This window comes from Paenibacillus sp. FSL P4-0081, from assembly GCF_000758565.1.
Classification (GTDB): Bacteria; Bacillota; Bacilli; order Paenibacillales; family Paenibacillaceae; genus Paenibacillus_AQ; species Paenibacillus_AQ phytohabitans.
On the sequence record NZ_CP009280.1, the window covers coordinates 7,228,889 to 7,253,030 of the forward strand.

The 24,142-nt window shown below is 51.5% G+C and carries 15 protein-coding genes and 2 pseudogenes; 6 read left to right on the forward strand and 11 right to left on the reverse strand.

Going from position 1 to position 24,142, the window contains the following annotated elements; translation table 11 throughout:
* The first annotated feature begins 181 nt into the window (after positions 1-181).
* Positions 182-736 (forward strand): GbsR/MarR family transcriptional regulator, encoded by a 555-nt coding sequence (locus P40081_RS30660; protein WP_042139863.1) that lies wholly within the window; start codon positions 182-184, stop codon positions 734-736.
* A 99-nt stretch (positions 737-835) separates the two neighbouring features.
* Here P40081_RS30660 and P40081_RS38835 read toward each other — a convergent pair whose 3' ends face one another.
* A complete protein-coding gene (locus P40081_RS38835) occupies positions 836-6,088 on the reverse strand; it encodes a carbohydrate binding domain-containing protein (protein ID WP_052422097.1) in 5,253 nt (1,750 codons plus the stop codon).
* A 281-nt stretch (positions 6,089-6,369) separates the two neighbouring features.
* Between P40081_RS38835 and P40081_RS30670 the strand changes: the two genes are divergently transcribed.
* Positions 6,370-7,386: a LacI family DNA-binding transcriptional regulator gene (locus tag P40081_RS30670; protein ID WP_039305455.1), complete on the forward strand. Its 1,017-nt coding sequence runs from the start codon at positions 6,370-6,372 to the stop codon at positions 7,384-7,386.
* 386 nt (positions 7,387-7,772) lie between these two features.
* On the forward strand, positions 7,773-8,522 hold the full coding sequence (locus P40081_RS37120) for a helix-turn-helix domain-containing protein (RefSeq protein WP_063779810.1): 750 nt from the start codon (positions 7,773-7,775) through the stop codon (positions 8,520-8,522).
* A 305-nt stretch (positions 8,523-8,827) separates the two neighbouring features.
* Here the strand turns inward: P40081_RS37120 and P40081_RS30680 are convergent, their stop codons facing one another.
* Positions 8,828-9,838, reverse strand: a complete 1,011-nt coding sequence (locus P40081_RS30680; RefSeq protein ID WP_042139864.1) for a ketoacyl-ACP synthase III — start codon at positions 9,836-9,838, stop codon at positions 8,828-8,830.
* A 202-nt stretch (positions 9,839-10,040) separates the two neighbouring features.
* Here P40081_RS30680 and P40081_RS30685 point away from each other — a divergent pair, with 202 nt between their 5' ends.
* The 3 genes from P40081_RS30685 to P40081_RS30695 are packed head-to-tail and all read left to right on the forward strand — an operon-like array spanning position 10,041 to position 11,767.
* Complete coding sequence (locus P40081_RS30685) at positions 10,041-10,619, forward strand: TetR/AcrR family transcriptional regulator (protein ID WP_042139865.1); 579 nt, start codon at positions 10,041-10,043, stop codon at positions 10,617-10,619.
* A 3-nt stretch (positions 10,620-10,622) separates the two neighbouring features.
* Complete coding sequence (locus tag P40081_RS30690; protein WP_042139866.1) at positions 10,623-11,126, forward strand: flavoprotein; 504 nt, start codon at positions 10,623-10,625, stop codon at positions 11,124-11,126.
* Positions 11,123-11,767 (forward strand): NADPH-dependent FMN reductase family protein, encoded by a 645-nt coding sequence (locus tag P40081_RS30695; protein WP_042139868.1) that lies wholly within the window; start codon positions 11,123-11,125, stop codon positions 11,765-11,767. The genes P40081_RS30690 and P40081_RS30695 overlap by 4 nt, the downstream gene beginning before the upstream one ends.
* 1,083 nt (positions 11,768-12,850) lie before the next feature.
* On the opposite strand, the gene P40081_RS30700 is transcribed toward P40081_RS30695, so the two are convergent.
* From P40081_RS30700 to P40081_RS30740, 9 genes and pseudogenes are all read right to left on the reverse strand, one after another.
* Entirely contained in the window at positions 12,851-14,194 is a 1,344-nt protein-coding gene (locus tag P40081_RS30700; RefSeq protein ID WP_042139869.1) for a glycoside hydrolase family 28 protein, read from the reverse strand.
* A 125-nt stretch (positions 14,195-14,319) separates the two neighbouring features.
* Positions 14,320-15,435 (reverse strand): glycoside hydrolase family 88/105 protein, encoded by a 1,116-nt coding sequence (locus P40081_RS30705; protein ID WP_042139870.1) that lies wholly within the window; start codon positions 15,433-15,435, stop codon positions 14,320-14,322.
* 46 nt (positions 15,436-15,481) lie between these two features.
* Complete coding sequence (locus P40081_RS30710; RefSeq protein ID WP_039305372.1) at positions 15,482-16,357, reverse strand: carbohydrate ABC transporter permease; 876 nt, start codon at positions 16,355-16,357, stop codon at positions 15,482-15,484.
* A gap of 21 nt (positions 16,358-16,378) precedes the next feature.
* A complete protein-coding gene (locus tag P40081_RS30715; protein WP_042139871.1) occupies positions 16,379-17,347 on the reverse strand; it encodes an ABC transporter permease in 969 nt (322 codons plus the stop codon).
* A gap of 117 nt (positions 17,348-17,464) precedes the next feature.
* A complete protein-coding gene (locus P40081_RS30720; protein WP_042139872.1) occupies positions 17,465-19,024 on the reverse strand; it encodes an extracellular solute-binding protein in 1,560 nt (519 codons plus the stop codon).
* Positions 19,025-20,487: 1,463 nt separating this feature from the next.
* Positions 20,488-20,801, reverse strand: a pseudogene (locus P40081_RS30725) (alcohol dehydrogenase catalytic domain-containing protein); the annotation flags it as partial.
* A 20-nt stretch (positions 20,802-20,821) separates the two neighbouring features.
* Positions 20,822-21,157 (reverse strand): annotated as a pseudogene (locus tag P40081_RS30730) (ArsR/SmtB family transcription factor).
* A gap of 250 nt (positions 21,158-21,407) precedes the next feature.
* Entirely contained in the window at positions 21,408-22,532 is a 1,125-nt protein-coding gene (locus P40081_RS30735; RefSeq protein WP_042139874.1) for an Ig-like domain-containing protein, read from the reverse strand.
* 194 nt (positions 22,533-22,726) lie between these two features.
* Positions 22,727-24,046, reverse strand: a complete 1,320-nt coding sequence (locus P40081_RS30740; RefSeq protein WP_042139875.1) for a helix-turn-helix domain-containing protein — start codon at positions 24,044-24,046, stop codon at positions 22,727-22,729.
* Positions 24,047-24,142: the final 96 nt, after the last annotated feature.

The window sequence follows — 24,142 nt, forward strand, 5'->3', positions numbered from 1 at the left end:
GCAAAGCGCATATTCGCTTAAAATTTAGTGTACAGTTTTAACTTTACGAACTTTACGTATAGAATACTCTGTTTAACGCCATATTCCGTTCCAGATGAATTCTTTACTTATAGCAGCGGATTTGATTACAATACATTGGAGAGGTTTGTTGCCTGTCAGCCTATTCCTCAGGAGGGACATCATGAACGATTTAGAGGGGCTTCTGCCCGAACAAATAGAGAGAATCAGCAAAGTCCGTGAGCGGGTCATCGATTCCATCGGTAAAAATATGGATTTGTACGGAATTACCTTGTCCATTGGGCATTTATACGGTTACATGTATTTCAATCAGGGTCCGGTTACACTGGACGAACTGAGCAGCACTATGGGTATGAGCAAGACATCGATGAGTACCGGTGTGCGCACGCTGCTGGATCTGAAGATGATCGATAAAGTCTGGGGAAAAGGCACCCGCAAGGATCTGTTCGAGGTGGTCCCGGACTGGCATCAGAACTTCAGCGACTACTTCTCCATTAAATGGAGAAAAGCAGTCGAGGGTAATATGACTGCACTTAACAAATCATTGTCCGAGATCCAGCAGATGAAGCAAGAATATTCGGACGAGCCGGACATCGGACGTCTGCTTTTGACCGATGAGGCCAAAATTGAGGAAGCGATCAAATATTACCGCTGGCTGCTGAAGCTGATCGAAGCGCTGGAGACCGGCAAGATTTTTGAATTGATCCCTAAAGAATAATATCAGCCATATACGTTAATCCTATCCGCACAAATGCAAACGGCCGCGATCCTTAAATTCAAGGATCGCGGCCGTTTATCGTTCTCTGTTATTTTACTGTTACAGTTTCTCAACCAGACTGACATCATCGATATAAATATGGTTGCCGGCCTGGATGGCCGTGTTGGTCTGTGCGCTGTTTCCGTCAATGAGCCCCATAAGGAATACCAGATGTGCACCCGCATCGGTGCTGTCATTCATAGTGAAGGTGAAGCTGTACGCCTCCATCTCACCGGTCAGAGCAATGGCTGTCACCGGTAAATACTTATTGTAATCCGGGCCGAAATGTTCAACGGCCACTTCAATCAGCCGGTTCACATCCGAGCGGGCCTTGAAGGTCAGGGTGTAGGTCTTGCCTTGCACAAGCTTCAGGTCTCTGTAATCGACTTGTGCAGCGAAGTTGGCTATTCCGGTAAAATTCAGTAAGACCGCCAGTTCGCCGTTCTGGACTGCGGCTGAGCCGGGTCCGTCGAAGTATTGCGTCCAGCCCTTAATGCCCTGATCCGCATTGAAGGTTCCGTTATCCAGTGTGCCGCTGGCAGGTTCGATGACAGGACCGCCTGTAACCTCTTTGACTACAATATCGTCGAAGGAGATCGTGTGCTCCGTACTGTTTGCCGTCCCATCTTCACCTAAGGTTTTGCCGATCAGATAGTTAAGCTTCAGCGGGATGTCATTCGTAACACTGAACTGCGCGCTGTAAGTCGCCCAGGTTGCCGTGACATCAAACTTCGCTTGAGCTGACTGGGCCGAGGTTCCGCTGTACTCCACAATAATCTGCCGCGCAACCGTAGATTTGGCCTTGAAGCTCAGCTCGTAGGTTTTGCCTGCTTCCAGCTTGATATGCTCCTGATAGAACTGTGTACTCCAGGTATCGCCGCCGGCAGCGGCAATCTCTATCTCTGCCACACCCTCGTTCACCTTAAAGTTTGAGACTCCGCCTCCCCCGGACCATGTCGACCAACCCGAGTCACCGCTTGTGAATGAACCGTTGACCACCAGATTGTTGTCATTGGCCAGAATGGCCTGAACGACACTTGAGCCTACATAACCGTCAGCTTCCACGGTAATCTTATAGCTGCCCTCTGCCGGGAATGCTGCGGCACCGATGATAATCGCGCCGGGCTTCAGACTGTAAAGTTCATCCGCGAGCGTGACACCGTCCACCTTCACGGCATTAATTTTGCCGGACCAGTCTCCCTTCTCTATGAAGGTAAGCTCGATCGGCTGCGACACCCGGTTACCGGTGCTGTCTGCGAGCAGCTCCTGCGGCTTGGCCGGCGCGTCCTTGATCTCGAACTTCACATTATCGATGATGATGTCATGGCTCTGCGGAACGCTCACATCGCCCACCTTGCCAAGCAGGAATTTCAGCGAAAGCGTATCATTCGTTGTCTGCCGGAATTCGAATCTGTAATGCCCCGTTGCCGGTGATACATCCACTGTCTTATCCAGCGAAGGGATGTATTTCGCATTCTCCGCCTTCACGCTGATCTGGCGTGCGACACTGGAACTGGCATCGAATTCGACCACATAATCCGAGCCTGCGGCTGCCTTCAGGCCATTCTGGAACAGCATGACCGAATACGGCTGATTACCGGTATTCGTAATGCTGAATTTCACCGCTCCGTCCACTGCCGCCGCTGCACTCTGCCCGCCGTCTTCCGTAACCAGCCGCTCCCAGCTGTTCAGGCCGAAGCTGAAGTCCCCGTTCAGCAATGGGTAATAGGTCAGCGCCGGGTCATAATAGAAGCTGGTGCGCAGCAGAACGAAATTATCCACATACACGGTTCCGGCAGTCCCGCCAAACCGCAGGACGAATTGACCCAGATGATCCGTTGCTCCTGCAAGGTTCGTGAACACCGCCTCTACCTGCTGTTTGTCTGCTGTAAGCTGCACGGGCTGTGAAGCGTATACCTGCCCGTTATTGCCCTGCAGTTCAATTACTGCTGTCCGTGGGGAGGCGCTTTCGGCTTCAAAAGTCAGCTTATAATCGTGCCCCTGCACCAGGAAGATTCCCTTCTGCAGCAATGCAACGTCAGCGCTGCCGCCATCCCCGCCTGAAATTTCAAGCTTGAGGACGCCCGGGTCTAACACAACCGGAAGCACCGCTGCACCACCTGCAGCCGTGGTATGCCAATAGCTCAGCCGGTCCGGCTCGCCCAGATCAAAGCTGCCATTGTAGAGATGGTTGCCGCTTCCGAGCGGCGGTTTGGCACTGTCATGATCGAAGGGGATACTCTCAATCTCTTCGAGCCTGGCATTACCGAGCCATACCGGTGATGCATTGGTGCCCATATTGAACTCGATCCGCGCTGCGTTGTCCGAGCTCTCCTTCATTTGGAACATCGTCTCGAAATGCTGAATCTCCGTTGTCAGATCAGCTTTGAACGCCGGTGAATACGACGGGAATCCCAGCGGCGCCCCGCCTGTCAGGCGGACGCTAATATCACGCGCCGTATCCGTCTTGGCATCGAAGCTCAGCTTGTAGTATCTTCCCTTCGCAACTGAGACGATGGCCTGCGGCTGAATCGAATAAGAATTTCCGCCGGCGCTGCTGATGTTCACCTTGAGGAAATTCTGCCCGCCTATCGGCTCAACCGATAGAGCTGCATCCGCTCCTTCATCCTTGTACAATACCCAGTGCGCTGTATTCGGAATGCCCATTCCGGCATCGCCTTCCACTTGTTCGGTGAAGCCGCTGTTATAAATGAAGTTGCCGCCCTCAAGCGGCAGCTTAGCTCCCTCCAGATAAGGCTCCTTCTCAAACTCAACCGGTACCGGTTCCCGGTACTCGCGTCCGGTCAGCTCATATATTCTGACATAGTCAATCTCCATGGAACTCGGAAATACTGTATCCTCTGTAGGGTCACCGTCAAAGTTACCGCCTACCGCCAGGTTCATCAGAAGGTGGAATCTCTGGTTAAACGGTGCCGGATACGCATTCATTGCCGGCTGGCCGCTGCTCTTGCTGTACCAGTCATTCTTGGTGGAGAATAAGACTTCATCCACATACCAGCGGATTTCCCCCGGCTCCCACTCGATGGAGTAGGTGTGGTAATCTTCAATCGTGGAATTGCCCGGCAGCACATATTCCTTGCCGGAATAGACATTATCCGGCCACTGGGAACCATAGTGAATGGTTCCGGCAACCACATTCGGCCGGCTGCCCCAGCCTTCCATAATATCCAGCTCTCCGGAGGCAGCCCAATTGCCGTAGGTGTAATCTTCCGGCAGCATCCAGATCGCCGGCCAGAGCCCCTTGCCGGTCGGTGCTTTCGCCCGGATCTCGAATTTACCGTACAGTTTGCTGTACAATCCCTTTGTTTTGATCCGTGAGGAGGTATACGGTTTACCGCCTACTGTTTCTTTACGCGCGGTGATGACCAGCTTGCCGTCCTCTTCCTTCACGTTCTTCACGTCGTTCGTGTAATACTCCAGCTCATTGTTTCCCCAGCCCGGATTGCCGACTATGGTTCCGTCTCCAAGGTCATAAGTCCATTTAGCCGGATCAATAGAACCGTCGTTGAATTCATCATTCCACACTAGAGTCCACGGATCGCTGGTCGGTACCGGAGTTGGTGTGACTTCCGGCAACGGGGTCGATGTAGGCAGCGGACTCGGCGTAATTACCGGTGTTGCCGTCGGTTCGGGCGTCGGCGCTGGTGTTGCCTCCGGCGTCTGCTCTGGTGTAGCTTTCGGCGTCGGCTCCGGTGTAGCTTTCGGCGTCGGCTCCGGTGTAGCTTTCGGCGTCGGCTCCGGTGTAGCTTTCGGCGTCGGCTCCGGTGTAGCTTTCGGCGTCGGCTCCGGCGTAGATTCCGGTGTTGCCTCCGGCGTAGCTTTCGGCGTCGGCTCCGGTGTAGCTTCCGGCGTCTGGGTCACAGCCGGTGTAGCCGTAGCGGCAGTCTCTCCGCCGCTTGCGGCAGCAGGAGGCTGGCTGGCCAGCGGTGCAGCCGGATTCAGATTCGTGCTGCTGCCCTGCTTGAGGGCAAAGCCGCCTACAGTAACATCATCCGCCTGATTCAGCACGGTGCCGAAGCTGCCGCTGCCCTGGATCGTCAAGCCTTTAGCCCCGGCTTTAATGAGCAGCTCGGCCACCTGCGCTTTGTCCATCAGCACAATCGTGCCGGAGGCTCCCCACACCAGCTTAGCGAGCTTGCCGGAGATGTTCAGTGCAATGCGGCTTCCTGCCGGATCTGCGGTGGAAACCACTCCATAGTTTCCTTTAAGGGTGACCGTTTTCTCCCCCGCCGGCAATACAACATTGGTGAATCCTTCTCCGGTGAGATTGCCTTCTTCAAGGATGGCACCTGAGTTCAGCTGTATGGTTCCCGCTGTTGTGGTCCCGCTGGCAACAATGCGGACTGTGCCTCGGGGCTTAGCAACCTGAATAGTGCCGAGACTGCTGTCCGCAAGGGTCACGCTGTGTTCACCGCCGCCGCGGATATAGGTTGTGCCTTTAACCTGCACACCTTCAATACGGATATCCCCTTCTCCGATACCTTCGGTAAGATAGAGATTGCCTTCAATTATGCTATCCTTGAGCGTAGCTCCTTCATGGTTCAGCACCACATTCCCCTGCACCGTCCCCAGCTTCACTTCCCCGCCGGAGGACTGAAGCTCCTGCACCAGCGTATCGGCCATCTTGGCCAGCTCGGCGCGGGTAATGTTTCCGTCCGGCTTGAACAAGCCTCCCGGATAGCCCTGAATATAGCCGGCTGCAGTCAATGCATCCGCTGCTGAAATGACCTCGCTGGCTGCCCCGGCCAGATCGCTATACACCGGCCCTGCATGATTGACAGTCTCCAGCCGGAGAATCCTCTGCAGCGCCACAACCGCTTCCCCGCGCTTCAGCTTAGCTGCAGGCTGGATATGGTTATCTGCTCCTGCACTTAGATAACCTGCCGCTACCGCCTTGGCGATATCGTTCCTGTACCAGGCTCCCGCAGGTATATCCGCCGGGAGTGAGGCTGCTGCTTCCTTGTAGCCAAATATGCGGTTGATGATGGCCGCGAATTCTGCCCTCGTCACCTGATAATCCGGCCTGAAGCTGCCGTCCCCGTAACCGGAGATCACACCGCTGCGGCTCCAGCGCTGTATGGCATCCGCCGCCCAATTGTCCGTGCTCACATCAGTAAACGCTTTCATTTCAGCGGCAGTCAAATTTCTGTTCTGCACCGCAGCTGTTGCATTCCCCGCAGCTGCCAGCTTACTCTTCGCAGGCAAGGCGCCTGCCGCTCCGCCGCCCAGTGGTGACAATAGTCCGGTAATGATCACAGCGGCCGCTAACACCGCAGATACATTTCTTTTCATTTCCTTTATGCCTCCTCTAGTTTCCAGTCTCACCCGTCACAATTGCATAGCCGGGTATTTCTCAGCTGCAATAATCGAAATCGGTTTCGATAATATCCATACTTATCCCTTGAGTGCAATAAACCTTTGACTTGTTTCGGCAAGTTGAATAGACTCTAGAAAGAACTATTTCTTAGCAGCAGCCGAGTGTCCGATGAACGGCCCTATAGCCTGAGAAACCCTGGCATACCCGTCTTTTGGCCCTGTTACAACTATTAAGCGGGGGTGACTTTAGCATGCAGATGAATATCAAAAAAATTGCCGAAATGGCCGGGGTCTCTGTATCCACTGTTTCGAAAATAATGAATAATTACAGCGATGTTTCCGAAAAAACGAAGCAAAGAGTGCTGGAGATTATCGAACAAACCGGATACACCCCCTCAAGCTCCGCCAAAACACTGGCTACCAAGAAGTCAAATCTGATCGGGGTTATTTTTGCCGGTGAGCTGAATGTGGAGTTTACCCATCCTTTTTTTGTAGAGGTACTGAATTCCTTCAAGAAGCAGATGGGCGTGCTGGGTTACGACCTGATCTTCTTTTCCAATGAGAAATTCATCAGCAGCGGCGATTATTTCTCGCGTTGCCTGCATTTCCATGTGGATGGCTGCGTCATTATCTCCGGACAACAGATGGAGCCTGCCATACAGGATCTGGATAGAAGCAATATTCCCTGCATCGGCGTTGACCTAGAGCTGACCGGCAAGAAATCCGGCTATGTGATGTCGGATAATTACCAGATTGCCTCCAAAGTGGTGGAGCATTTCTATCTGCTCGGCCACAGGGAGCTTGGCTTCATCGGCAGTACGGCCGATTCGGATATCTCCAACCGGCGCGAAGCGGGCTATGTCAAAGCCATTGCTGGTTTCGGTCTGACGATGAATCCCAAATGGTTCGTGCATGGTGACGATTTCTTCGAGCCCAGCGGCTACGCCGCCATGAAGCAGCTGATCCAGACCGGCAGTCTGCCGCAAGCCATTTTCGCCGCCTCCGATCTGCTCGCCCTGGGAGCGGTCCGCGCCTTGAAGGAGCATGGCCTCCGTGTGCCGGAGGATGTCGCCATCATCGGCTGTGATGATATCGAGGCCTGCCAGTATACCAGCCCGACACTGACTACAATCCGCCAGAACAAGGAACGGCTCGGTGTACTCGCGGCCCATATGCTGTTCGATCTCATTAACAATCAGTCGGAAGGCGGCTCCTTCGTGGTTGAGCCGGCGCTGATCATCCGTGAATCCTGCGGAAGCGGGTTGAACCGCTGAGCTGCGCCTTCTTCCGGGTGCAGCATACTACCTCCCCTCTGTTTCATCATTCCGTGCTTACCTGAACCATACTGAAACCGCTTTCGATACTATAATCTCTCATTTGATGGGATGGTTCAAGGTACCGTTTTTCTGGTTATGGGGACCATTTTTCGGCTTGGTCCCCATTATTTGTGTTTAAAAGCGAACGCGCAGGCTAATGGAAATGATTTGTAGAAAAAAAACAATACATGAAACTGGCAAAAGCTCAATCCGGACAATTCTACCGGCAGTTGAATAAAGCGCATGTGACCATTCAACCATCGCTTGATAGGATTGCGTTTGCCAAAATGCTATGCTGTTTTCGACAGTGCGCACTGTACATTTTGTTTCATTGGAGGTATACAATGCTCGACTTGCGTAAAATTGGAGCTTATATTTCGAAGCTTCGCAAAGACCAGGATTTGACCCAATTGGAACTTGCCGATCAACTGAATGTAAGTCATCAGGCGGTATCGAAATGGGAACGAGGCGAATCGCTTCCGGATATCGGAACGCTTCCGAAGTTTGCGAGGTTATTCGGCAAAACGGTAGACGACATTCTAAATGCAGGAGACAACGCAGAAAATCGGGAGCATCAGCACCTAGGAACGATCGTTGAGGAGATCGCAGAGAACAGGCCGGACCAAGTTGCAGAGATGGTCAATACCGGTGAGGTGGAGATGGAAGAGCTTGTAGAGTTAGCACCGTTTGTAAAAGCAAGCGCTCTGCATAAGGTTACAGAACGAGTAGACAGCAGCATCCTTAACTTAGACGTGATCATGCGGCTGGCTCCGTTCCTTGGAACAGGTATATTGGATGAACTGGTTCATCAGGCAGATGAGGGCAGCGTGAGCTGGAATTCCGTTCAAGGGCTGGCACCCTTTATTAGCAGAGAAACGTTAAGCCGCTTGGTAGACCGGGTTGCAGATGGCACCATCGATGCGGACCGGATCATGAGCCTCGCACCTTTTTTGGACAGGGAAAATCTCGAGAAGTTGATTAATGGAGTCGAAGCTGAACAGCTTAGCCCAGACCTGCTGGCAAGCCTTGCTCCTTTTGTCGATCAAGGGACATTGAGCAGAATGGTGACAATCTTATTGAATAAAGTAAAGTAGACACGTATAGCGGGGACCGGAGAATGGTGAAGGCGAATCCATCAGCTAACAACATATTTAGCACAGCATTGGGGCTATTTCCCCTCGGCCTGCCCCAGGGATTTCGGAATTAAGCTAACGGGAAACCTTATCTCAATAAAACAGCGGCAGTCCAGGACTTTGTCTTCTCGTCCACGGCTGCCGCTGTCTTACATAGTTGTGGCTAGTCTAATACATATCTCACGATATCTGACGATTTAATGATTCGGAAACCGCCTTGATAAAATGTCCGATGTGGATCTTCTTATGAGTGTTTTCTGCTGACATTAAAGAGGTGTTGGAGCACCCACCTGCGGGTCCAGTGACAGGCTGACCAATTGGCCCGCGTGGGTGAGGCCTGCACCGAATCCGTACAGCAGGATCCGCTGGCCATTCTGCACCTTTCCTTCACGGATGCCAAGATCGAGGGCAAGCGGAATACTGGCCGCCGAGGTGTTGCCGAAATATTCAAGGCTGTACAGCGCTTGTTCGAACGGGTACTTCAGCCGTTCACAGACCGGTTCAATCATCCGCAGATTAGCGCTGTGCGGGATGAACCAGTCCACTTCCGCAAGGCTGACTCCTGCGTTCTGCAGCACCTGCTGCACCCCCTGCGGAACTGTCCGGACCGCCCACTTGAAGACCTCACGCCCGTTCTGTACCAGCTTGCCTGTAGCGGCAAGCTCCACTCCGTTCACCTTGTCCGCCAGCCCAGTCCGGTAGACATGCTGCGCTCCGCTCCCGTCGCTGCCGAGATTGAACCCTAAGAAGTGATCTTTATCCCCGCCGCTCTCCACAAGTACAGCCCCTGCACCATCACCGAACAGAATACTGGTACTGCGGTCAGTGTAATCCGTGATCTTGGAGAGCGCGTCAGCGCCGATGACCAGCACTTTATGATGCAATCCCGAGGACACCAGCGCATGAGCCGTATGCAGAGCATAAACAAACCCCGCGCATGCGGCACTCATATCTATCGCTCCCGAAGTAAGCGGAATACCGAGACGGTTCTGCACAATGGCTGCCACGGAAGGAAAAGAGAAATCGGGCGTACTGGTAGCAACGAGAACCATATCGACATCCTGTACGCTTTTACCGTAACGCTTCATCAGATCCTGCACGGCAGCTGCACATAAATCACTGGTATATTCATCCTCGCGGCTGATTCGGCGCTCCCGTATACCCGTCCGCTGAACAATCCACTCGTCATTGGTATCGACCATTTGCTCCAGATCATGATTCGTAAGTCTCCGGGACGGTACATAAGAGCCGATCGCTGTAATTCTTGCACCCTTCATCAATATCACCTCATCGTTAGTTATAGTATCTGATATTAGTACTTGGTACTAATAATAACTTAAACTGAATTATTTTGCAAAAAAATTACAGGAGAGAATGATTTCCAGCTTGCCTTGTGTGATCTATGTATCTTACCGTTGTAAAGATTCAGTGCTACAATCTTTACAGTGTAAAGATAACGGAAAGGAAGGCTGCAGGAAAGTGACGGATAAACCCTACCACCACGGCAATTTACGGAGCCAGCTTATAGAAGCAGGCATTAAGCTCATTAACACAGACGGCATCAACAGCTTTTCCCTGCGCAAGGTCGCAGCCGAATGCAAAGTCAGCCACACCGCCCCCTACAGCCATTTTAAAAATATAGATGAGCTGGTATCCGCCATGGGTGAGCATGTCACAGAGCAATTTATGGAGTCCCTGCGTGCATCCGTTCAAGGACAGGAGGACCGCCAGGAAGCGATGTTCCAGCTGGGGCAGGCTTACATTGATTTTTTCATGGAGCATCCGCAATATTTCCAGTTTTTATTCTACCACTCAGGCTTAGTCATTGATTTAGACAACTATAATTCCGACAGTTATCCGCCATTCGTTCTATTCCGGACCACTGCCTATCAATTGTTCACAAGCATCGGACTGCCGGAAGCAGAGTTCTCCCGTCAGTTGATTTCACACTGGGCGATGGTGCACGGTATTGCTTCACTGCTTACCAATAACGGGGTGCGTTATTCGGGGAACTGGCGTGATTTGTTAGCGCTTGAATCTGTAGTTAAGGAGACATGAACCATGAGAACGATTGTGCACGATCTGCAGGAGCAGGAATTTGCAGGATGGGCAGAGGGCGGGCAAGGAGAGCTGACTGTTATCTCGGACAATGGTACCATCCGCCAGTGTATGGGCTGCTTCGGCTGCTGGACCCGGACGCCCGGCGCATGCGTGATACGGGATGGCTATAACCATCTGGGTGAGCTGTTCTCCAAAAGCGATGAACTGATTATCATCAGCAAATGTATGTACGGCAGCTACAGTCCCTTTGTCCTGAATGTGCTGAACCGGAGTATTTCCTACGTCCTCCCCTATTTTGTCACCAAGAATGGAGAAACCCATCACCGCAACCGGTATGATCACCAGTTCAATCTATCGGTTCATTTCTATGGGGATGACATCACCGAGGCTGAAAAAGACACAGCCCGAACGCTGGTCGCCGCGAACAGCCTGAATTTGTACTCTGCAGGAAACCATGTGTACTTCCATGACAGCCTGCACAGCATTAAGGAGGCGATCCAATGAACATCGCCATGATCAACGGCAGCCCCAAGCCCGTTAACAGTAACTCAGGTATATTGTTGAAGATGCTCGAGCCGCTTATCCGCACGGGGAATGAACTAACCTACTATAATCCGAACAAAAGACCGCTCACCCCTGCGCAATACAGCGAATTGTGCCGTATGGATGTACTGGTGATTGCCTTCCCGCTCTATGTAGATGCCATCCCTTCACACTTGTTCAGGCTGCTGGCAACCCTCGAGGAATACCTTAAATCCGAGCATGAGCAAGAAAAGGATATCTATGTCTATGCTATGATCAACAATGGTTTCTATGAGGGCAGTCAGAATCACATTGCTCTGGATATCCTTAAACACTGGTGCACACGGGCCGGAGTTCATTTCGGGCAGGCGCTGGGTCAAGGTGCCGGTGAAATGCTGGGCTCCCTGGAGAAGGTCCCTCCCGGCAAGGGTCCGCTTAAGAACCTGGGAAAAGCAATGCACAGCATGGCCGCTAATATCCAATCCAGAAGCGCAGATGAATCTATGCTGTTCAGCCCCAACTTCCCGCGCTTCGCCTGGAAATTCGCCGCAACCCACTCCTTCTGGAATGCCACCGCCAAGAAGAACGGCCTGAAGAGAAAAGATATACTCAGAAGGCTGTAAAATATACTGAACGTACGCCAGTACAAGTATTGATCGTAATGGTTGGTACGCCGGGCCTTGCGCCATATGTTCCGGTCGCCGCCCGGCAGCAAAAGTTGCTTTGCTATATAAGCTGAACTTAAGAATGACAGTTAGCCGATTAACGCCCCTGTGCCGAGCAGGGAATTCGCAATAGAGCGGCGCAATAGAGCAGGTTAGATTCTTATGTTCACTCTATAACTCTAGCTGACGTCAGCATGCGGAGGCCGATGTAAATGAGGGTACTTTGACGTTAATCCGAATGCGACTGCGAATGCGACTGCGAACGCGGACACGGTTGCAGATACATCTGCCTATAAAAGTACAAATGTTGTACGTATTACAACTCGGATACATAAATACCGGGATATTTATAAGGATTGTTGTAGGAAATACAACAATCCTTATGCTAAACCACATGGAGTAGGGGAAATGTTGCCTTTTGTACAACAATTCCGGATTTAACCCGCTATCACGAGAGAATTGTTGTATTTCGTGCAAGATTTCAGCTAACTATATTGAACTTAAAAACTGACTGGGGATTACGCTGCACACTCCGGGTTACCGCCCGACAGCAAATGCGGATGTTAGCCTGTGTTGCAGACAGTTACGCCGCAAAGCTCCTCTAGAGTTAAGGAGTGAGTGCGGATGCACATTTCGGAATAGTTGTATTTCGTGCAGTTAAAAGACGGCGAAAGACCGGAAAAGCAGGAATAACTGTATTCTGTACAATTAAAATAGAGAAAAGTGTCTCTTTATAGCATAGGGGAGTTATATAAGTGTATAGAGTGCAATTAAACCTCCCCTCGCGCAATAATTGATCATTTTAGTTGTACAAAATACAGTTATATCGAACGATGGCCAGCCGATGGATGAATCCCTTAAGTGCAATTGGGCGAAAGCTTCCAGTGCAGCGGATGGTACAGCAGCGCTACAGTGATCAAACATACAACAAGAGCCCGGTCCCCTAACAGGACCAGACTCTTGTGTATATAGTTTATTCACTAAGGTCAGAGGGTATCAACCGCTCTTCCCCCCCATATTCCGCCCAATTGATGCCCGACTTCATTTCCCCGCCAGTTCCACCGTAACCTGCTCCACCAGCTTCTCCGGCTTCGCCGTGTTCCTTGACCGACAGTTCAGAAACTCCACATCTTCCCCGTTCTCAACATAAAAGGCCGGTCCTTCGTGGTTCTCAATACTGACCTGCTGAAATTGCACATCGCGGACATTGCCCAGGTAGAATCCCCGGCGCTGCATGTTCTCGATGCCTGTCATCATATCAGGATGGCCGGGCACTGCATCCTTCGCCATCGAAATATCAATATTAGTGAAAGTAATTTCCGATACATACTGCTCGGCAAGCCCGTACAGGAATCCCGCCGCAGCGTGAACATTGCGGGCAGTAATATTGGCATAATGAATCCGCCGGAACTGCGGGGTCTCCTCCGTTACCGGATATGGGTTCTTGTCCCAAACATACTTCTCCTTGCCCCGCGGCCCGCAGAAATAATACAGGTTAAGCGTGAAGGGACAGATCACATCCTCCATCACAATGTTGCTGACACGGATATCTTCAATGATCCCGCCGCGCCCTCTCCGCGATTTCATGCGGATGCCCCGGTCCGTCTGCTTGAACACACAATTGCTGATCGTCACGTTGCGGATATCGCCGCTCATCTCACTGCCCAGCACCACCGCTCCATGCCCGTGGACCATCACGCAGTTCGTAATCGTGATATTCTCGCAGGGAATCCGCTCCTTGGTGTCCTCGGTGCCTGCCTTAATGGCAATGCAGTCATCGCCCACATCGATATGGCAGTTGCTGATGCGGACATCACGGCAGGACTCAGGATTAATGCCATCCGTGTTCGGCGAATCTGCCGGATTCAGGATCGACAGATTATCGATCATCACATTGCTGCAGCCGATCGGATTCACGGTCCAGCTGGGAGAATTAATCAGCGTCAGATCCCGGAGGGTCACCCGGCTGCAATTATCCAGGCCGATCAATCTCGGGCGGGGATACTCCAGCTCTCCCGGGTGATTCCGGTGCTTCTCCCACCAGGGTGCACCGTTTCCATTAATCGTCCCGCTGCCTGTGATCGAGACGTTCACCAGTTCCGCCCCATAAATGCAGGCCGCGTGCACCTCCTGCTTCACTCCTTCCCACCGTGATACCACGACCGGGTAATCCGCCGGATCGGTACTGAAGGACAATACCGCTCCGGGACTTAGATGGAGCTCTATGTTGCTGCGCAAACGCACGGCACCTGTCAGGAAGGTGCCCGCCGGAACATACACCGTACCTCCGCCAGCCTGATGCGCCGCTTCAATCGCGTCCGCAATCGCTGCCGTTGCCGGAACCCCGCTATCCCGGAGCGCTCCGTAATCCGCAATATTAAACACTGCGCGCCTCCTTTCTACTAATCCACTGCTGGTCCAGGCAGCCTCAAGCTTTGCTGCGCTTTCCGCCGGATACAGCCACTTCAAACTCCACTACGATTCTGCCGAACCGCCAGCCTCAGGCTCTGCTACACTTTGGCCGGGTACAACGCCTGCATCTCCACACAGGCCATCACCAGCGCCCCTACTCCGTGCAGGTCATTGCTGACCTTCGGGCGGGTTACATAGTTGCGGTAATCTCCCGCCGAGGTCCCGATGCAGATATCCGGCAGAATCAGCCGGTCCTGCTCATCCCATTCCAGCACCTGAATTAAGCCCTCGTAGCCTTTCCGTGCCGCCGCTGCCGCTGCAGCTTCAGCCTCCGCCGGTAGAATGCCCAGCTTCACCGCTTTGGCAATCGTGTAGACGAACAGGCAGGAGCCGGAGGTCTCCAGCCAGTTATCCGGCTCATTTCCCTTATCGACCACCTGATACCAGAGACCGCTCTGCGGGTCCTGATAGCGGATCAGCGCCTGCACGAAGCCGCTCAGCTCGGCGGCCAGCTCGGCCCGCCCCGGATCCTTCTCCGGCAGCTCATCCATGAACTGCGAGAGCGCCAGCCCGTACCAGCCGAGCGACCGGCTCCAGAACTCCGGCGAGCAGCCGGTTTGCGGATTCGCCCATGGCATACGGCGGCTCTCATCCCAGGCATGGTAGAGCAGGCCGGTAGCCTCGTCTTTCATATATTTGCGCATCAGCCGCTCCTGGTGCAGCACCGCTGCGCGCAAGTCTTCTTCCCCGTAAGCATTCGCGTACTTCAGGGAGAAGACCCCGGCCATATACAGCCCGTCGAGCCACATTTGATTCGCATATTTGTCCTTATGCCAATAGCCGCCTTCGGAGGTTCTGTTCAGCGTCCGCAGCAGATTCCTGAGCTTAGCCGCAGCCTCCCGGTACTTCAGCTTGCCGGTCCGTTCATGCAGCGTGAAGAGCAACAGCCCCGCTTGTACGGCATCCAGCTCATCCCGGGCAAAATAGAAATTGCCGTATTCATCTACCAGATCATCCACATACTGCTGGATGTATTCGATATAGCGGTCCTCTTGGACAGCCTCCCACAGCAGCTCCATCCCGCATAGAAACACGCCTTGGTGATAATGCCAGCGGTGCGCAGGCGGAAGCTCCCCCGCTTGATACGTATCCATCAAAGAATCACAGGCTTTTTGCGCCCATTCTAAAGGTGTTTGCGGCAGACTGCCTATCATTGTTATACCCCTTTCATATTTCAGAATACCCGGCCTGCCCTCAGCATCAGCCCTTCATCGAGCCCAGCATCGCGCCTTTGGCGAAATGCTTCTGCAGGAATGGATACACCATCAGAATCGGCAGCGTTGCTACCACAATTACAGCCATTTTGATCGTCTGATCCGGCGGCGGCACCGTGCCATCGAGCGTTGCACTGTGATCCATCCCGCTGGCCAGCACGACAATCTGTCTCAGCAGGACCTGAATCGGCCACTTGGCGCTGTTATCCAGATACAGAATGGCGCTCATATAAGTGTTCCAGTACGTCACCGCATAGAACAGGGAGATCGTGGCAATCGCCGGCAGCGATAAAGGCAATACGATCTTGAACAGAATGCCGAAGTCGTTGCAGCCGTCGATTTTGGCCGATTCCTCCAGTCCTTCAGGAATGTTCTGAAAGAAGTTCTTCAGGATAATCATATTGAAGGCACTGATCGCCGACGGGAGAATTAATGCTGAATACGAGTCAATCAGGCCCAGCTCTTTGACCACCAGGAACGTTGGAATCATTCCGCCGTGGAACAGCATCGTGAATACTACCAGGAAGTTAAATACCCGGCGTCCGTCCAGATCCCTGCGGGAGAGACCGTAAGCCATCAGCGACGTAATGAACATACTGAACAAAGTCCCTATAAGTGTTACCCCGATCGACACACCCAGGGCTCTGAAGATTGTATTCGTTGAGAAAATAAATTTGTAGGCCTCCAGACTCCACACTTTCGGAATCAGTACAAATTTGTTGGCCGCCAGCTCTGCGCTGGTTGTGAAGGACCCTGCTACTACATGGACAAAGGGAAGCACCGTTACCAGCGCGATGATGGCAAGCAGTGTAAAGTTGACAGCGGAGAATATTCTACCGCTAATCGTACGGTCTTCTACCATTTCAATTCCTCCTGCGGCATTTTAATATACGCCTTCTTCTCCTATTTTCTTGGATACCTTGTTGACGGTCACCACCATGATCAGACCCACGATCGACTTGAAGAAGCCGATGGCTGTACTATAGCTGAACTGCCCTTGCCGCAGCCCGGCGGTGTAGACATACGTATCGATAATTTCCGCAACTTCCCGGTTCATGGAATTGAGCAGCAGGTAGACATGTTCGAATCCAAGATCGAGTACGGAACCGATTTTCAGAATAAACAGGGTAATGATGACTCCGCGGATCGCCGGCAGTGTAATATGCCAGACTTGTCTGAGCCTTCCGGCTCCGTCCATACGCGAAGCTTCATAGAGCCCGGGATCGATCGCAGCGATGGAAGCCAGATAAATAATCGTACCCCAGCCCGCTTCCCGCCAGATGACCTGAATGATGTACATGGGTCTGAACCAGCCGGGACTCAGCAGGAAATTGATTTTGGAGAATCCGAAGTAGGCCAGCAGTTCGTTGATAATCCCCCCGTCCATCGTCACCATGACGAAGGAAATCGAGACGACGATAACCCAGGACATGAAGTGGGGCAGGTAGACCAGGGTCTGGAAGAATCTTTTGAAAAAAGTGCCTCTGAGTTCATTGAGCATCAGGGCGAGGATAATCGGAATCGGAAAATAAATCAGAATATTCATCCCGAACAGGATCAGGGTATTCCCCAGAATATTCAGGAAATCAGGTTCGGTAAACAGGCGGCTGAAATGCTTCATTCCAACCCACTCGCTCCCTGTAATCCCTTGGTAAGGCTTGTAATCCTGGAAGGAGATAATCAGTCCGTACATCGGCAAATATTTAAATACAATGAAATACAGCACTCCGGGGATCAGCATCACATAGAGTAATTTGTTTCTCCACAGCCGTTTTTTAAGCTCGCTGCTGCTCTTATAGCTCTTAGGCTTCGGTTCGGGAACTACACGGGGCTGGGCGGTAACTTCCTGCATGATTCTCTTCCTTTCTCTGTAAATTCTTCTATATTTGAAAAAAAGGCTGCCGAAGCGCTAACCCGGGGCAGCCTTCTTTCATGTGGTCAGCCCGCAGTCAAAGCTGCTGCGTTCTGCTTATTTTTTGTACACGGCATTGTATTCTTCGATGATTTGGGCCCCGCCCCGGCTCTTCCAGTTCTCGACTTCTTTCTCGAAACCGGCTTTATCGAGCTGGCCGTACATGTATTTATAAGTGGCATCTGTAATGATCTGCTGCAGTTCAACACCCTTGGAAGTGTAGGTTGACGAATCGAGCGCTGCCGTAGGATCGGCAACCCCTACCTTCACATTCTCCAGCACCAGCTCTTCTGCATGAATCCGGCCCGGCAGTACGTTAAGACTCTGGTACATGCCGTTCGTTTCGTATTCGCCGATTACGCTGTCTTTGAAGCCTTTGACTTCACGTTCAATCAGCTCTTTATTATCTGTTGCTTTGGCTTTGCCGTCTTCCACGGTATAGTGTGTACCTTCAATCCCCCAGTACATCAGGTTGGCCACTTCAGGAGTCATCATGTAATCAAAGAACTTCAGAATCTTCTTCAGCTCTGCTTCATCCTTAACCGCTGATTTCGGGAACAGCACTACGTTGTTATAGCCGGGAATCATCCACTGGGCGAACTTGCCGTCAGGTCCGGCCACCATACTGTGTGTGTCCAGCACGGCATCCGGCACGTTCTTGATCAGGTCCTTGTTCAGGGAATCGATATCCTGCATGGAACCGCCGATATACAGTCCTGCTTTGCCGCTGGTGAACGTATTTACCGCATCCGTTTTACTGGTTGCTGCAAAGTCCTGATTCATGTATCCGCCGTCACGCAGGTTTTTGAAGAAATCCATTGTGTCGAAGTACTGCGGGAAGGTAAATTCCGGAGCCAGCTGGCCGTCCTTTTCCGCCCAGTTGTTCGGTGTGCCGAACCAGGAAGAGACGGTTTTGAACGCCCCGTACACCAGCTCATTCCGGTCAACCACCCCGATCGTATCCTTTTTCCCGTTGCCGTCAGGGTCCTGCTCCGTGAAGGCTTTAGCCATTGCGAACAGTTCCTCGGTATTGGCTGGTGCTGCGAGTCCCAGCTTATCCGCCCAGTCCTTACGGTAGATAATCCCTTGGCGGGCCAGCGGACGGCCGATATACAGGGTATACAGCTTGCCGTCTACCTTGGTGTTATTGAGGATTTCCGGCTTCAGCTTGTTCAGGTTGGGGAATTCGCTGAGGAGCGGCCCGATCTCCCAGAACTGTCCGTCCTTGATCGCTTCCTTCATCTGCAGGAAGGTCGTCTGATTCTTCAGATACGTAACCTGCGGCAGTGAGCCCGTGGCGAAGGAGGAGTTCAGCTTCTCTTCATAGGTATCTGCCGGGAAAAACTGATAGGTCAGCTTCGTATTCGTCAATTTCTCCACTTCCGTCTTGATCGTGTCCGGTGGAGTATCTGTCGTGTTCAGCGGGAGCATGATTTTGATCTCTGTCGGCTTTTCCGGTTCTGCTGCCGGCTCTGTAGCCGCTGCCGTGTTGGTTCCGGTGCTTGCACCTGGATCTTTGGTTGCCGCCGCCTCATTATTGTTGTTGCCGCCGCATGCGGACAGCATGCTGAGTGTCAGCAGCGAGCTGAGGAGCAGGGTGAAGGATTTTTTTGTCATTCCTTTTTGACCTCCGTTTAACTTGTATTGGTTACAAGCCTCACATTACAGTCCACGGAGGATTACGAATACAATCATTTACTCATAAAGGCGCGCTGGGGCTGGGGGTGTGGGTTAATGATTATCGTGTGATTGAGGGGGATATACATTGGAAGGAGTGCAGTGGGCGCGGTGAAGCTGATGGGGCTGGGAGTATCACAGGGGCGGCAGGGGTGGGGAACGGCGGCGGGCGGGACTGCGTGAGCTTTGGACTTCCGGCCGCTGTTAGGTTTGGATTTCTTGATTCGGACCGCTGCTTGCGGTAGAAATCCAAACCTAAAGGCGGACGCTATCGCTCCTACAGTTCCAAAACTCCCTCCGTCCCTTTCTGCCGCTCCACGGGTGGGCCCCTTCAATGTATATCCCTGAAAGGGGGCAAAGGGAATGCCCCGCCGCTTCGCTCGCGGCGGAGCTGGGATTTGAGTGCTGAGGGTAGAACCTATGGAGCTGGGAATAGATCGGCAGGGGTGGGGAACGGCGGCGGGCGGGACTGCGTGAGCTTTGGACTTCCGGCCGCTGTTAGGTTTGGATTTCTTGATTCAGACCGCTGCTTACGGTAGAAATCCAAACCTAAAGGCGGACGCTATCGCTCCTACAGTTCCAAACCTCCCTCCGTCCCTTTCTGCCGCTCCACGGGTGGGCCCTTTCAATGTATATCCTTGAAAGGGGGCAAAGGGAATGCCCCGCCGCTTCGCTCGCGGCGGAGCTGGGATTTGAGTGCTGAGGGTAGAACCTATGGAGCTGGGAATAGATCGGCAGGGCTGGGGAGCGGCGGGGCTTGATTAAGAACTGGAAATAGTGTGATAAGGTCGGGGAGGAAGGAGCGCCGGAGTTATGATTAGAGCGGCAGAGGGGAACAGGAGGGGAGCAGGAGGGGAGCAAATCCAATATTACTCAAAAATCCTGCACCAAATACAACATTTCCCTCAATAAATTGGCCGAATTTCAAAATTGTTGTACAGAATGCAGCATTTCTCCTCCAACTGGCGGCACAGCGGGGAAATTCTTGTATTTCGTACAACAATCCTTCGGATTACCCGGATATCTGTGAACCAAAGTTGTAATTTGTACAACAATTTTGCGGTTACACAGTGAACTTGACTGTAATTCGCGCGCTTACCACCCTTTTCACCCTCTTCAAGTAACGAATCTACGTCACACTCAATCAGCAACCCGAGAATTTCTTCGACTGGGGCAGTTGTACAGCGGCACAATGGGGCGATGAGAATGCCGTCTGCCGTTTGCTTGTTGGATTAGATTCTTCACGCGTTGTATAGTACAGAGTCGTAAACCATACGAGGATACGGTTAAATGGTATTTAATTTCATTTTCTTGGGGACGGGTATATGAAATATTATGTTGTAGATGCATTTGCGGAGAAACTATTCGAAGGTAAGGCTGCCGGGCATCACGCGATATCATCTATGAACAGAAATATACTCGGCGAAGGTGCCGATTCTGCTTTTTCCGGGCTGGCCGTAGATTTCATCACCTACCCTGAATTTCTTCACCCTATCCCCACCTGGATAACCACACCCGAGAAATCATTGCCCAAAATAAGCGGCATCTCATATTTCAATAACATCCGCACTTTACCATCCCGGATTTTGAAGTCGATCGGATTTATACTTGCCGCATGGATTTCCGCGAGCACCTCATGCTCACCCGCTTCAGACACTGGACGTTCGGCTAACACCAGCGGGGTTTGTCCGTATTTTTCGATAACCATTGCTTTCATGATGGAACCTCCGCTTTTGTCTAATAAAACCGTTCAATGAACTCATCGAGATGGTTTACCACATTTTTCAGCGTACCGAGGTTGATTCTGACATCCATAAAATAGTAATTCTTAGCCCCTTCCTCTCTAACCATATGATACCAGCCTCTCTTAGAATTCTAAGTTGATGGGACACCGCCGGACGCGACAGATGAGTCAGTTCCGTAATCTCGCCTACACGCAGGCCGTTCTTACAGGTAGTCTCCATAAGTGCTGTAATAATCGACTGGCGTGTAGCATTCCCGATGGCCGGCAATATTTTCTGGCACATTTTGAAAATCTTCCTTGATTAACCGGACAGCTTGCTGCTTATCCATGTCACTCCCCCTCTCATCCCGCTCACCCGTTCAATAGAGTGAACCATTTGCTGATGAGTATGTCATACATGGATAAGCCCTGCAATATTGGGAAAGAAAATCAAGATCACGTGAAAATTTTTAGATAAAAACCAGCCAATTCAGCGGATTCCCTATGCAAATAGCGGCAGCCCAAGGATGTAATAAGGTCCTGGACTACCGCTATTTCGCGAATGCCTGTCGCTACAGATGCTTTTATATTCCTAACTCTTTAATTCTGGAAATGCGGATATTTCATCAAATCGTTCAAGAGGAAACCAGAAGCGTCCTTGAGTGCATCAACAGGGGATTGGAGGTTATCGTTCAAGACGGTTTTCCAAGCCTTGTACAATTCTGTCCGGGTAGCATCATAGGCAAAGAATCCTGAGAACTGGGATTTCTCCGCATCCGGGAGTTGTCCATAAATGAGTATGACACTATTAATCATATCCGGGTTCTTTCCGGCCACCGGGATTAAAGAAGCCGCAATATTGGTCCGCGTCTTGCTATCCGTCTCCTTGAAATTAGCGTTGATCAGAATCGAGAGCGCTTCTGAGTTCCCTTCAAACGTGCTAATCAGATAAGCGAGGCTGTATCTCAGATCCGCATCTGCTGAAGACATCAGCAAATTACCGAAAGCTTTCAGCGCTTTATCCGTCTTGAAGGATTTGAGTATCTCCAATGCTGCTGTCTGCGAAGCTTTGTCTGAATCGGCTTTGGAGAACAAGGCCGCAATGTCTTTGATATTGCCCTCAAGGTTATGGGCGGCGAAATCCTGCACCATACTTGCTGACCACGTTGGAGCTGCCTTTATAACCAGTGACTGTAAGCCCGCTAACAATTGCTGGCGGTCGATATTCATCAGCTTATCGCGTTGAGCGGCTTCATCCGCTGTCAGCTTGGCATAATCCTTCTTATATAAGGTCTGCAAGCCCTTGCGGATGTCGGTATCCAGCAGCACCATATCTTTGTAAACAACGGGTTTAGCCGATACATTAGCCGTACTGCCACTCTTGGCCGCTGCTGCTACTTGAATAACAATGCTTGCTTTGCCGCTGTACCCTTTCTGGGAGACCGTAGCAGTAACCGTCGCCTTGCCGGGTGCGATTCCAGTTACCACACCGGCAGCAGTGACCGATGCAATCTTTGCATTGCTGCTGGTAAAGAGATAGGCCACTTTGGCTGATGATTTCAGCTTTGTGGTCAGATCAGTTTTTGCCCCTGTGATCAACGAAATCGAGACTTCCGTGAATTTAGGATTTGCCGGTTTGACTGGCGCGGCATGTGCTGTACCTGCTACCAGATTAATAAGGACAATTAAGATTAATGGTAGAGCAAACAAGCGATGTTTCGACATTATAACTACTCCCTTGGTCAATTATGGTAAATTAGTTATAAGTATACCACGCATGACCCCTTTACCCTCTATGACAAAGTATATATACAGTTAAGCCCCGCCGCAGGCTTCTGTGTGGGGCTGGAATGGGCATGAAGAAGGACTTTGGAACTGTTGCCCCTTCAGCAGCTACGGTCTTTTTGTTCACCCCTTTATCATCCCGCACTGCTACCGGATTGCTTGAGGATCTTGGTCAATGCGCCGAGAATCTTATACTTTTCATCATTTATTCCCTGATACTTCTTAACCGATTTAGAGAGAAATTCCAAGCCGCTGTCATATTCCCCTTTAACCAGAAAATAATTGGCCAATTCCAGCAACAGATTCGCCTGCCGGTCCAACACTAATTTCCGGGAGTATCTCCCCTGGACCAGATCATTAACACTCTCTTCGATTTCCTGCTTAAACTGCTGCAAGGTATCGTCAACATTAAGGTTATATTTATTGGCAGCCTTCAGAATATATAATAATCCGGTTAGTCTTTCCTCCCGTTGCGAGTCGATATAGGCAGCATATTGCCCAATTACCGTAGAGTCCCCGCTCAGCAGCCTGGTTAAACAAACATTAGCTTTGGACCACTCCATAAACAGGTTCTTCCAATGCTCTACCTCATCTCCCTGCTCCTTTACCCAACCTAGATCTGCATATGCATGGGTGTAGGCCAAGGCCTGCTCATAATCACCAAGCTCATCACACACATTAGCACGAAGCAGGTTACTGTACGCTATATAGAAAAACAAGGGTCTACCGGGATGTTTGATGCGCTCGGAGGTTCTCCGTTGGGGGCGTTCCTTCATATCATATTGAATTCTGGCCTTATGGCCCATTTTGGCGGCAAATTCATCGACCTTGTCCCAGCGCTGCAAGGAACGGTATGTATTGGCAAGCTCTTTGAGTGCATCCAGCTGGTCCACTTCATCCAACCGCTCAACGAAGGGCTCGAACCGGTTAGCTATCCGCAGGTTCTTGTCTTGATCATCACTGATTGAAATCATAAATAACCTATACTGGCATAGCGCCAGCCGTTCGGAATGCTGGAAGCGTTCGCCTTCGGCAACAATCTCATAGATTGCGGCGGCTGCCTCCATTTTCCCGGCAGTGAACAGTTCCTCCGCCGTATCAAACAACAGGGGAGCGTACATCAGGTTGTCCATAATATGGCGGGCGATTCTCTGAATGCTGTCCAGCTTGTCCAGATCTGCACAGCGGAGCAGCAGCGGGCCAATTCTGCGCCAGTCTGAAGAACCTTCGATAATATAATTATCGATATACAAGTCATAGAAGAAGCCTTCCTCCCGCCCCATCGCCCGGGTGATCCGGTCAAGCTGCTGCATCGCAATGGGCCGGTGCCCATGAACGATATTACTGAGTGTCCCGGAATGAAGCTGGGAATGCCTGGCGAATTGGGTTATCGTCAAAGCTTCTCTTTTCAAGTAATCTTCCAGTTCTGATAATATCGTGTTCATTGCCCTCAATTCATAACCACCTTTCTAACCATATTTGTGATAACTGATAATACCTTATTCGTTATACAAAATATACCAGTTAGAATTAGGGTGGACAAGCTTAAA

Bases quoted from the DNA above. Each gene is read 5' to 3' on its own strand.
- P40081_RS30690 (WP_042139866.1), top strand. From the start codon at position 10,623: ATGAGAACGATTGTGCACGATCTGCAGGAGCAGGAATTTGCAGGATGG.
- P40081_RS30680 (WP_042139864.1), bottom strand. From the start codon at position 9,838: ATGAAGGGTGCAAGAATTACAGCGATCGGCTCTTATGTACCGTCCCGG.
- P40081_RS30710 (WP_039305372.1), bottom strand. From the start codon at position 16,357: ATGGTAGAAGACCGTACGATTAGCGGTAGAATATTCTCCGCTGTCAAC.
- P40081_RS38835 (WP_052422097.1), bottom strand. From the start codon at position 6,088: ATGAAAAGAAATGTATCTGCGGTGTTAGCGGCCGCTGTGATCATTACC.
- P40081_RS30735 (WP_042139874.1), bottom strand. From the start codon at position 22,532: ATGTCGAAACATCGCTTGTTTGCTCTACCATTAATCTTAATTGTCCTT.
- P40081_RS37120 (WP_063779810.1), top strand. From the start codon at position 7,773: ATGCTCGACTTGCGTAAAATTGGAGCTTATATTTCGAAGCTTCGCAAA.
- P40081_RS30715 (WP_042139871.1), bottom strand. From the start codon at position 17,347: ATGCAGGAAGTTACCGCCCAGCCCCGTGTAGTTCCCGAACCGAAGCCT.
- P40081_RS30705 (WP_042139870.1), bottom strand. From the start codon at position 15,435: ATGATAGGCAGTCTGCCGCAAACACCTTTAGAATGGGCGCAAAAAGCC.
- P40081_RS30660 (WP_042139863.1), top strand. From the start codon at position 182: ATGAACGATTTAGAGGGGCTTCTGCCCGAACAAATAGAGAGAATCAGC.
- P40081_RS30695 (WP_042139868.1), top strand. From the start codon at position 11,123: ATGAACATCGCCATGATCAACGGCAGCCCCAAGCCCGTTAACAGTAAC.
- P40081_RS30720 (WP_042139872.1), bottom strand. From the start codon at position 19,024: ATGACAAAAAAATCCTTCACCCTGCTCCTCAGCTCGCTGCTGACACTC.
- P40081_RS30670 (WP_039305455.1), top strand. From the start codon at position 6,370: ATGAATATCAAAAAAATTGCCGAAATGGCCGGGGTCTCTGTATCCACT.